The sequence below is a fragment of the Sphingobacterium sp. UBA3549 genome (assembly GCF_002376635.1).
Lineage (GTDB): Bacteria > Bacteroidota > Bacteroidia > Sphingobacteriales > Sphingobacteriaceae > Sphingobacterium.
Genome location: NZ_DFOE01000002.1, coordinates 242,969 through 253,764 on the forward strand (window position 1 = coordinate 242,969; position 10,796 = coordinate 253,764).

6 protein-coding genes are annotated in these 10,796 nt (G+C 43.0%); 1 reads left to right on the forward strand and 5 read right to left on the reverse strand.

Annotation, left to right across the window (positions count from 1 at the left end):
* Positions 1–10 precede the first annotated feature (10 nt).
* The 3 genes from B2W36_RS01910 to B2W36_RS01920 all read right to left on the reverse strand — a co-directional run bounded on the left by B2W36_RS01910 (position 11) and on the right by B2W36_RS01920 (position 5,345).
* Positions 11–3,382 carry a SusC/RagA family TonB-linked outer membrane protein gene (locus B2W36_RS01910; RefSeq protein ID WP_293886268.1) on the reverse strand — a complete coding sequence of 1,124 codons (3,372 nt, stop codon included), beginning with the start codon at positions 3,380–3,382 and terminating at the stop codon, positions 11–13.
* A 112-nt stretch (positions 3,383–3,494) separates the two neighbouring features.
* Entirely contained in the window at positions 3,495–4,691 is a 1,197-nt protein-coding gene (locus B2W36_RS01915; protein WP_293884964.1) for a FecR family protein, read from the reverse strand.
* Positions 4,692–4,757: 66 nt separating this feature from the next.
* Positions 4,758–5,345 carry an RNA polymerase sigma factor gene (locus B2W36_RS01920; protein WP_293886269.1) on the reverse strand — a complete coding sequence of 196 codons (588 nt, stop codon included), beginning with the start codon at positions 5,343–5,345 and terminating at the stop codon, positions 4,758–4,760.
* A 234-nt stretch (positions 5,346–5,579) separates the two neighbouring features.
* On the opposite strand from B2W36_RS01920, the gene B2W36_RS01925 reads away from it, so the two are divergent.
* Entirely contained in the window at positions 5,580–7,271 is a 1,692-nt protein-coding gene (locus tag B2W36_RS01925) for a trypsin-like peptidase domain-containing protein (protein ID WP_293886270.1), read from the forward strand.
* Between the two features lie 20 nt (positions 7,272–7,291).
* On the opposite strand, the gene B2W36_RS01930 is transcribed toward B2W36_RS01925, so the two are convergent.
* Both B2W36_RS01930 and B2W36_RS01935 read right to left on the reverse strand, forming a co-directional pair.
* The gene (locus B2W36_RS01930) at positions 7,292–8,926 is read right to left on the reverse strand and encodes an alpha-L-fucosidase (protein ID WP_293886271.1); all 1,635 of its coding nucleotides are present in this window, start codon (positions 8,924–8,926) and stop codon (positions 7,292–7,294) included.
* Between the two features lie 249 nt (positions 8,927–9,175).
* Positions 9,176–10,789, reverse strand: a complete 1,614-nt coding sequence (locus B2W36_RS01935; RefSeq protein ID WP_293886272.1) for a RagB/SusD family nutrient uptake outer membrane protein — start codon at positions 10,787–10,789, stop codon at positions 9,176–9,178.
* Positions 10,790–10,796 lie beyond the last annotated feature (7 nt).

The following is a 10,796-nucleotide window of genomic DNA, read 5'->3' on the forward strand; positions in this document are numbered from 1 at the left end:
ATATTTTCGATTATAAACCAGCCTGAAGGGTAAACGTGACACTTCGTGCAAAAGGATAAGTAATCCCTCGTTCCACCTTAATGGAAGACCAACGGAACAAATCATTAGCTATGACACCTATACGTAGGCTAGATAAGGCCAATTTTTTAGCAAACTCTTTACGGGCATCGTATGATAAATTAAACGATTGAAGGGCCAACAATTTATCGGGCATAATAAAGCGTGAAGAAACACGGGTTTGGCCAAGATCTTGAATGCTTTTGTAGAAAGTTACATCTCCAGGATTTTTCCATTTTTCCGCTAACACGCGACTGTCCACATTATAGCGTGGATCGGCATTTTCGACGCGGTCAACCAGCGTCTGATTATAGGTTTTTCCACCAAACCTAGCTTGAAAATAGGCCACCACCATAAATTGTTTATACCGCAAAGTTCCACCAAAAAATCCTTCCAGTTTTGGCGTTGCCACAGCAACAACATCAATATCACGTGAATCCCAATCATACGTTAATTGACCATTCTTTTTCAGAAATACCTCTTTTCCACTTTCTGGATCAATACCTAATGAGGGAACAGCATAAATTGCATCCAAAGATTGTCCCTCGTTATAGCGCAATAACGGTACAGCTTTTAAATCGTCTCCCTCTTGAGCCTCATCGACCCGCTGGTTATAGCTTTTTAGGGCATTTGATATCCGGACAATCTTATTTCTATTTCGGACCAAGTTTGCCATCAAACTCAGGGTCCACTGCTCATTTCGAATCGGAATCCAATTTGCATTAATTTCAAAACCTTTGTTTTCCAGATCACCTAAATTCTCCTTATATGAACTAAAACCCGTCGAAGGAGCTAGATTAATATCAGCTAAAATATCCCGTGTAATTTTATAATAATAACGTGGCGATATCGTCAAACGATCCTTCCAAAGCCCCAGGTCGATCCCAAGATCCGTGTTTTGTGTTTTTTGCCAAGTCAGGTTTTCATTTCCGTAATTCCTAACCGAACTCCCCAAGCCCGATGAATACCAATTGCTTTTATCATAACTATAGGTGGTACGGGCCATATATGGATCAAATTGTACCGATCCTGTAAGACCCACCGTTGCTCTTAATCTTAATTGACTGATGACGTCATTGCTGAACCACGATTCTTTATGCATATTCCATCCAATACCAGTCGACCAAAATGGGGCTGTCCGTCTATTCGCTCCGAATTTTGATGAACCATCCATACGAAATGTGGCGTCAAACAAAAAACGGTTGTCATAGGAATAATTTGAACTTAAAAACACACCAAATAATCGTGAAGCACTGATGCTACTTGCAGGACTTCCCCCCTCTTCATAACCTTTAGCAAATCCTATACTAGTAAATCTGTCATTTGGAAATCCTATCGCCTTGAATGAACGCTCATCGAAGTTTTCTGTGCGGATATTAGTACCTCCAACAATATTAAAATTATGTTTATCAAGGGTACGCATCCAGTTTAAGCGTAGATTGGCATCCCAATACAATTCGTTATTTGAATAACTTTCATAGCTGCCTTTTTCGTCTGTACGGGAAGTAGCATAGGTATAAAAATCATTTGCCGACGGTGAGCGGAAATTGTCATTTGCGTTGAGGCGTTTTAATAAACTGACCTGACCACGTAAGCGCAAACCATTACCCAAATCAAAATCCCCTGAGAAGTTGTTCAGCAATTCGGTATAGCTGAGTTTATTAAAACTATTTAATGTTGCATTATAAAGTGGATTTAATACAACTTCTCGATTAAAGTTACCCTCGTTTGTGCGCCGGTTCCATGTATCCACTTCTTGTAATATATTGCCGTTGTCGTCAGTCATTCGATAATATGGGTTCATATTCACGTATTCAGAAAATGAGCCATAAGGGGATTCCGTACCTCGCACTATCGTTACCGCAAGTTCATTCTGAAATCGGAGCTTATTTTTCACATTGTACGTAAAATTTAAGCCTCCAGAATACTGATCTCGTCCTGAACCCTTCATTACCCCAGGTCGAGTTTGATAACGTAAATCTACACCATAGCGGAAAGTTTCAGCTCCACCTTGAACGTAAAGGCCATGTTTTTGTCCAATCGCAGTGCGAACGGGTTGGGACAACCAATACGTATCTACCCCACCCAATACATTCGCTAATTTGTTATAGTACTTTTCATCCAGCTCTTCTTTTGATCGCTGCTGTATGACCGGATCATATAGTCCTGCTAATTTCTCATAAGCTAATTTATCGCTTGCATGTAATAAACTGTATCCTGTAAGATCAGGTGTATTTACATTGCTTTCATGCGTATAAGTCAATTGCAGTCTACCTTCCTTAGGCATCTTGGTTGTGATGACCATAACGCCATTGGCCGCTCGAGAGCCATAGATCGCTGTCGCCGCCGCATCTTTCAAAATTGTAACACTCTCTATTCGGGTCATATCAAGGTCGAGCACTTTTTGAACACTGACTTCGAAACCATCTAAAATAAACGCCGGCATATTGATGGCCGTCGTAATATTATCTCTTCGTAATACCTCACCGCTACCAGTAGGCAGTGACGACGATCCACGCACATTGATATTTGGCAAGGCATTCGGATTGGAGCCCGCAAGATTATTGTCGAGTAATTTAAACGATGGATCGAATACCTGCATCGCTTGTAGCACGTTTTGCGGATTTACCTGCCGCAGTTCATCACCGCTTTTGGTAATCGCGGTTCCCGTATAGGAATCTTTTTTTAGCACTTGATAACCTGTAACAACCACTTGCTCCAGTGCATTTGCCTCTTCTTCCATCACGATGCTATAATCGTCTTTAGTTTCAATCAAAGCGAGGGTGAAGTTTTTATAACCAACCCGACTTAATGTAAGCGGTTGCGTTGTGCCAACAAAGGAAAAACGCCCTTCTTGATCGGCTACTGCAATGGTATTACCCATTTGTGAAATATTCACTCCGGAAAGAGGCACCCGGTCTTTTCCCAGGATTTGCCCCCGGATCTGCTTTTGCAATGGTTTTCCCCCTTGTGGAAGGCTTCTGGGTTCAGCTTTCGGTGGACTAGCTTTCCGTTCCAGGAAAATTGTCTTCGATTCAATTGTATAGCCGATATCCTGCGGACTTAATATTTTATCAAGAAATAATTTAAGGGGCATTTTGTCCGCTTTGATGGAAATTGGCTTTGCCGATTCCAACATTTTTTTGGTTCCGAGCACCTCATAATTCGTCTGAATCTTGATAGCCTGCAGCACATCCATTAGCGGAACATTGCGCCCGGAATAGGTTACTGTTTGCGCATTTACCTTCTGGCCCAGCTGGAGTAAGACAGCAAAAACTAGCCATAAAAGGGTTCTGGTCGCTTGTGAAAAACAACTTAATTTCATTAATTCTAGTTAGTTTAGTTAGGTTAGATTGCAGAATCCACTGATTAGCTAAGTGGATTAACTGTCCAAATTGTTAATTTATGTTGTGTGGTCAAGTATAATTCTCTGTTCTCTAATGGCCTCCTTTCTGTGCTTTAGAATCATTATGTTCAATGATGAGTTTCCCATCGTCCGTCAGATGATACGACAGATCCTGATCTTTTAATATATTGAGGATGGTTGATAACTTGCTCGTTCTGAATGTTCCTCCAAAGAAGGAAACATCAGGCACATCGCCCTTATAAACCACATCAACCGCATACCATTGGGACAGTTCATCCATGACCTGCCGAAGTGACTTTCCATCAAAATTAAATTTGCCGTATACCCAGGCGATTTCCTGCTGTACGTTTACGGATTGTTTGATCAGCTGCGTTCCAGTGTTGACCGACTGATTTCCAGGCAGCAAGTTTACTTTTTGGCCTTTGATCAGTTCCTTTACCTGTACGCTACCCTCTAGCAGAGTTGTTTTAATTTGGGTTGATGTCGGATACGCGTTAATATTAAACTGCGTTCCAAATACTTGTACCTGCTGATTTTTGGTATGGACTATAAAAGGCTGATCTTTTCTTTTGGCAACTTCAAAAAATGCCTCGCCTTGGAGACTGACCTCGCGTTTGTCCTTTGCAAACTCCGTTGGATAAGAAAGTATCGTTCCGGCATTCAGCTTAACCCGCGTGCCGTCGGGCAAAGTGACATCATAGGTACCACCACGAGGAGTTTCTATTTTGGCAGACACCGCCGCATCGATCGAGGCTACTTCATGACCGTCGTCATAGCGTATATTACCCCCATTGATAACCACTTGTTTTTCATCTTTATTCAATGCATACCGTCTACCGTCCGAAAGTGTAATGATAGCCTGATGTGAGGCTGGAAGCCGGTCAATTGCAACTGTGCGCTGCGTTTCAACCGGATGACCGTTGTCCTGAAACCAATACCAGACGACAGACAGTGCCAAAAGCACGCTCGCGACAGCGACGTAAGGCCATAGACGCTTCACGAGTCCAACTCTTTCCTTTGAAGAATGGAACGAAATTTTAGTCTTTAGCGACTCGAAATTATGTTGCTTATCAAAATGCGCCAGACGGGCATACCCCTCACGTTGTTGTGCCTCATCCAGGCAACGTTGATAGACCTGTTGGTTCCATATCGATTCTTGCAGCCAGCTCTCCAAAAAAAGACGGTCTTCGCCACTGAGCGTTCCCCGCATTTCACGCAGTACAAGCGAACTGATAAGGATAAGTTTTTCTTCTTCTTTAGGATCCATTTTGAGCTATTTCATCTATAGATACCACACCGATTTAAAAAAGTACCAAAGACAACTGAAAAAAAATTAAATTTTTCCAAAAAGAACGATCAATGAGAGTAGATAATTAAAAGAATCGCGCTTCAAATGTTGGCGTAAAAGGCTTAGAGCACGTAATTTTTGATTTTTTACCGTTTGGATACTTAACTGCAGTAGATCCGCAATTTGCTGGTTGCTGTTGCCTTCGAGATAGCTCAACTGTATAATTTCGCGAGCTTTGGGTGGAAGCTTCTGAATAGCTTCATAAAGCTCGGCCATCGCTTCAGTATAAACTATTTCATGCAGATAGGATTTCTGATGCTGTTCCTGCTGCGCCATATAACTATCCACCCGATTCAATCTTCTGCTCCGGGCGGTCTGATGATTGATCCCAACGTGCCGGGTAGCCTGATAGAGTGCTGCCTTCAGATGTGACAAGCTCTCATAGCGTCGTCCACTTTCCCACAAGCGAATAAAGCCCTCTTCGGCAATATCTTGAGCTTCTCTGCTTTCATCCACAAAGCTTGATGCATATAAACAGATACGGCTGAAATAACGATTATAAACATGCGCACAAGCCTGCTCCTCTCCCTTTAGGAAAGCTTCAAGCAGTTCTTTTTCGCTCGTATAATTCATGGGTAGATTCGTTTAGCTAGCGGTATATCTTTTCGTGGATAAAGATAATTGAGTTTTTCATAATTTTAGTAATTCAGCCATAAATTTTTCAGCAAACTGCTTTGAAAATCAGTTAAAGTCAGTAATTTATTCAGAACTGTATCCTTACTCTTGTTTTTTGGCTCACAAATCCGCTACCTTTGAGCTATGCTTTTCAAAGCCAAACCTAAACCGTTAAATCAGCTTCTTTGTAGTATGACACGTTCCGCCAGAAAATTTCCTGAAAATAGCATGCTCCGATATTTTATGATCTGGAAAATCCTGTGTCTCACCACATTTTTCACCTACTGCCCAGCACAGGAAAGGCATACCGCCAACCGCGAAATACCGAGGGCTATTATTGAACGTGCCCTAGCGGCTTCCATAAAACTATTTGGTATCGACAGTGTAAGCCGCCAACAAAATAGTGCGCCTTTCAGTGGTGTCATTGTACGCTCAGATGGCTTTATCCTCACTGTGGCACATGCCACAAAGCCCGGCAATTATTATCAAGTTATTTTTTCCGATGGCAGCCAAGGTATTGCTAAGGCGCTCGGAAGATTGGTCGTCGACCAACAGCATAACTTGCCCGATATTGCCATGATGAAAATGCAGGGCGAAGGCCCCTTGCCTTTTGCAGAAATGGGCAGGTCCTCATCCATCATTGAAAACCAACGCTGCTTTGGACTATCGTATCCGGAAACACTACCTTTCAATATTCCCTTTCTCCGTGCTGGACGCATTCTAAAAAAAATGGATGAATATGGTTTTATTCAAAGCAGTAGTATTATGGAACCAGGTGATTCTGGCGGTCCCTTATTTGATACGCTAGGGCGCGTAATTGGTCTTCATAGCCGCATTGATGCTCCTGAAGGCACCAATTTCGAAGTTCCCGTAAACAGCTACCGCAGATACTGGCGATCATTGACCCAGCCAGCAGCGATCCATAGTTACCCCGCGGCGAACGATTCAATGGACAGTGATCCTTTAGCGGTGAAACTCATGGCATTAGGATTAGAAAAAACAGTAAAACCTCCAAAAACAAAATTTCAGTCCATTTCGATCAGTAGTACATTAGGTGGAGATAGCCTGCATATTTTAGGCACTGCTTTTAACCTGACAAACAATAAACAGGTAATTTTATCCAAAAGCAGTCAGGTCGGCGAAGCGCCAATTATCAAATATGGAGACAAGGCCTATGCCTTGAAGATCCTGCTTAGAGATGACAAAAACGACCTTATAGCGCTGGTCAGTGACCATAAATTTCCCGCTTTCACAATAACCAAGACTACCGCACAAGGCATTCCTGATTCCTTACTCGGAATAAAGTTGTGGTCGCTACTTTCGGCCAGTCAGCGTAAAACCGGCGTCCTCGGCATGTTGCCCCAAAGATTTCCAAGAATTTCCATCCCCGGAACTTTCGATGCACAGATGCAAGAAGTTCAAGGCCTTCCAACCTTAACACAAGTAGATAGCATGGGTGCTGCAGACCGAGCTGGACTTCATCCTGGCGATGGAATAATCGCATTAAACGAACATGATGTGGCGAGCGCCGCTAAAATCAACGCGGCGATGCAACAATTTTATGCAGGTGATACACTCGAAGTTCGCTTCCGACGTGGCGTGAACGAGCTGCAAACGAAACTTATTCTTTCCAAATGGAACCTTCGGGAAAACCCGCATCCCGCAAACAACATTCCGCAAGGGAAGTCATTGCGAAGGGATAATTTTCCGCGAGTATTTATCCACGATTCTCGTATCCATTCCGACGAATGCGGGAGTCCGATGATCGATAGCAACGGTAACTTCATAGGCTTCAACATTGCGCGCTTTAGTCATACCGCCTGCCTTGCTATCCCGCGAGATACAATTATAGCGTTTTTATCCAGCATCCAACACATGCTGTAGCAACAGAAAAAATCAAAACTTTACGTTATTTTTAATACCATCGCAATGTTGTTTTGAGCGAAGCTCTCCGGTAAGGAGACCTGAAGAACATTGTCGAGTTGCTGATAGGAAATACGATCATCACTCCCGAGCAGCTGTATCCGCCTTACTTTTCTCGAATTCGGGGCCGAACGGCCTAAAGACTTAATTTTGATTTGCTTTTCGGTCGGCATCCCCATAATAAAGGCATACAAGACATTCCCCTTCGTGGTAAAACGGACGTCATCGCTGGTAAAAGCTTTTCCTTTCCCTTCATTGAAACCCTGAACACTCAATGACGGAGCCTCCTCCTGTGCAGGTCCCTCCCCAAAGATAAGCCATGGTCTCGTTCCAATGATGGCTTCCTGATGAACAGCCATCCAGTTTCCTATTCCTTGTACCACCGCCTTCGCTTTCTCGTCAATGGAACCATCTCCCCGCAAAGGTACACTTAATAATAAATTACCATTTTTACTGACCACATCAATCAACATGTGGACCACAGTTTTAGCAGATTTATAGTGATTATTATCATAAATACGACGGTCGTAATGCCAAGAGCCTATACAAGTACAGGTCTGCCATGGCTGCGGTTCAATGGTATTGCTTTGCCCCCGTTCGATATCCCATACCAAGCATTTACGTTGCTTTTCATTCAGGATCTTCCCATTAATGACTACATCAACTTTACCATTATTTTCCTGCATGCTCTTATTATAAAAATCGGCGGCAATCTCCAGTCCAACATTACTTATTGGATAAAGCGGTAGCACCGTATCGTCGAAATAAACGATATCAGGATTGTAATTATGGATCAATTCCATCGTCCGCGCTTTAAAATTTTCACAGTATGCTTTATTAGGCACACTCACGCCAGAGTCGACATCCCAATGCCATTGCCGATGGACGGTATGATCGTCTTTGCTATCCAAACTAAGTTCATGCTCCTGCGCGTAAAGCTCCTGAGGGTCGTAGTCTGCCCACCATGTCCCTACACCATCTTTTTTTGTCAATTTACCATCATAAGGAACTCCGGCAAACTTTCCTTCTTTGTCACTTCGCTGAGCCGTTTCATACCAGGTCCAAGCATGTGCTGCATGAACGCTCACGCCAAATTTAAGCCCTCTTTTCTTTGCTGCACTTTCCCAACCGCCTACAATATCTTTTTTAGGGCCAACATTGACGCTGTTCCAGTTATGGTGGCTGCTGCGGTAAAGGTCCAGATTATCATGATGATTCGCTAGCGCCATAAAATATTGGGCTCCAGCATTTTTGTACAATTCCATCAATTCTTCAGGATTCCAATTTTCAGCTTTCCACTGATGAATAACATCCTTAAACCCAAAAATGGAAGGATGCCCATATTTTTGAACATGGTATGTATATTGATCCGAACCTTCCTGATACATGCCTCGCGCATACCAATCTCCCCTTTCCGGCTCACACTGTGGCCCCCAATGTGCCCATATACCAAATTTAGCATCCCTAAACCAATTAGGAACCTGATAGCTTTCTAGCGAACGCCAGTCGGGGTGAAAAGGAGCTTTTCCGAGGTACGCATGTGCCGCGCTGAATTTACCAAGGAAAAGGGTCGGAATAGTTGCACCGAGAAACTTAATTGCTGTTCTTCTGTCCATGATATGATGATCTGCGAAATGCCTCACCTAAAGATGTTCGACAAAGGCATTTGGTTTATAATCTGTTATCTTCTTGAATATCAAAAATACCTGAATTGAACCAACAAAGAAACTACATAATCGATGAATACTAATACAATATCGACACAGACACCTTTTTTTGTGCCGTTAGGCAATAAAAAAGGTGCCCTAAAAAGGGCACCCCCACCTAACACTAACTATGAATAAATAACCAATAACTTTCTCAGATCAATTGTTCATCTCATTACCTTTTAAATTTTTATTATTATCCAGTTCAGCTTGAGGGAAAGGATAATACATGGCTTTCGGCGACCAGCCCCCTTTCTTCAACGGCTCCAACCAGACAGGATCAGCCATTCCCCACCGCAACAAGTCGAAATACCGTTGATATTCACCAAGGAATTCGACAAATCGCTCATGAACGATAATATTTTTGACGGTATTCAATGAAACACCGTTTTTTACTAAACCCTGCGCAAGCAATCCGTCTACGTCAGGAATTGTTCCATTCGATTTTTGATACCAAAGATGCGGCTGTTCATCAGGAACGATATTATTGGCACGCTTCCTAACCAGGTTGATGTATTGCTTGGCTCCGGTGACATCCCCCCGCTCGTTGAGGCACTCCGCATAAAGAAGCAGCACATCACTATACCGAAAAATGCGGTCGTTATTACCATTATCGAAATCCGCTATTTGAACATCAGGACAATATTTTCTTGTACCATATAAATCCTTATTAGTCGCCAAATTCTTCATCCAGTCCGTATAAGTGGTGACCTTACCATCCAATTGCGTAAAATTCGCACCATTCTCACACCATAAAGTCATGAACTTTCTAGGATCGCCGTCCTCAAATTGATCATGCGCCATTTTATTGGGAGCGAGATTCCACCAAGCGCCACCAGTACCGTCAAACATGCCGATTTCCTGCCATCGCCACGAACTCGATATATCGTCACCTAGCCAACCCGGGCCATTATAAAGCTGCACTTCAAAAACAGACTCCTGATTATTCTCTTTTGTCTCCAAGAAATTGTCCCTGTACGAGGACATCAACTGGTACTCCTTACTATCAATAACACTTTTTAATTGAATCTCAGCATTTGCAAAATCCGCCGCCTGTCCTTTGGCCAAAATGGGTTTATAAAGGTAAGTTTTGGCGAGATAAGCTTGAGCAGCACCCTTTGTTGCTCTACCGATCATTTTACTGTCGGCATAAAGTGCTGCCCGTGTTGGCAACAATTCCGATGCCTTCTTGAAATCATCCACGATCTGCGCATAAACGGCTCCCGCCGATGCATTGCCTGGATAATAATCTTCATTTGTTTCAACAGGTTTACTCATTAGCGGAATGGTTTCTCCAAACAACATGCCCAGATGCAGATAATTCAAACCTCGCAGAAAATACGCTTCCCCCAGCAGTCTATTTTTTCTATTCTGGTCTATTTCGCCCTCAAATTTCTGAATACGGTCGATAGCTAAATTAGCTGCAAATACCCCGTTCCAAAAATCTCGCCAGGTCTGAGCTGTCATCCCATCGCTCGCAGGCGTATTGTAGCTATCCTGATACATAGGCTCCCACTTAAACGTGTGGTTGTAATCATCTCCAGGAGCCAAAAGCTCAAAATACAAACTACGGGCATATCCACCCTGCGTACGCCCGATCAACGCCTGATATGCAGGTATAACCGAATTCTCCAATTGATCTGCTGTCTTATAATAGGTGTCTGTCGACAATTCCTGCGGATTGGAGAGATCCAAATTTGGTTTACAACTCGAAAACTGTAACAGCAGAGCAGCAGCAGCAAGTTTTATATAGTGTCTATTTATGATGTCCATATCGTGG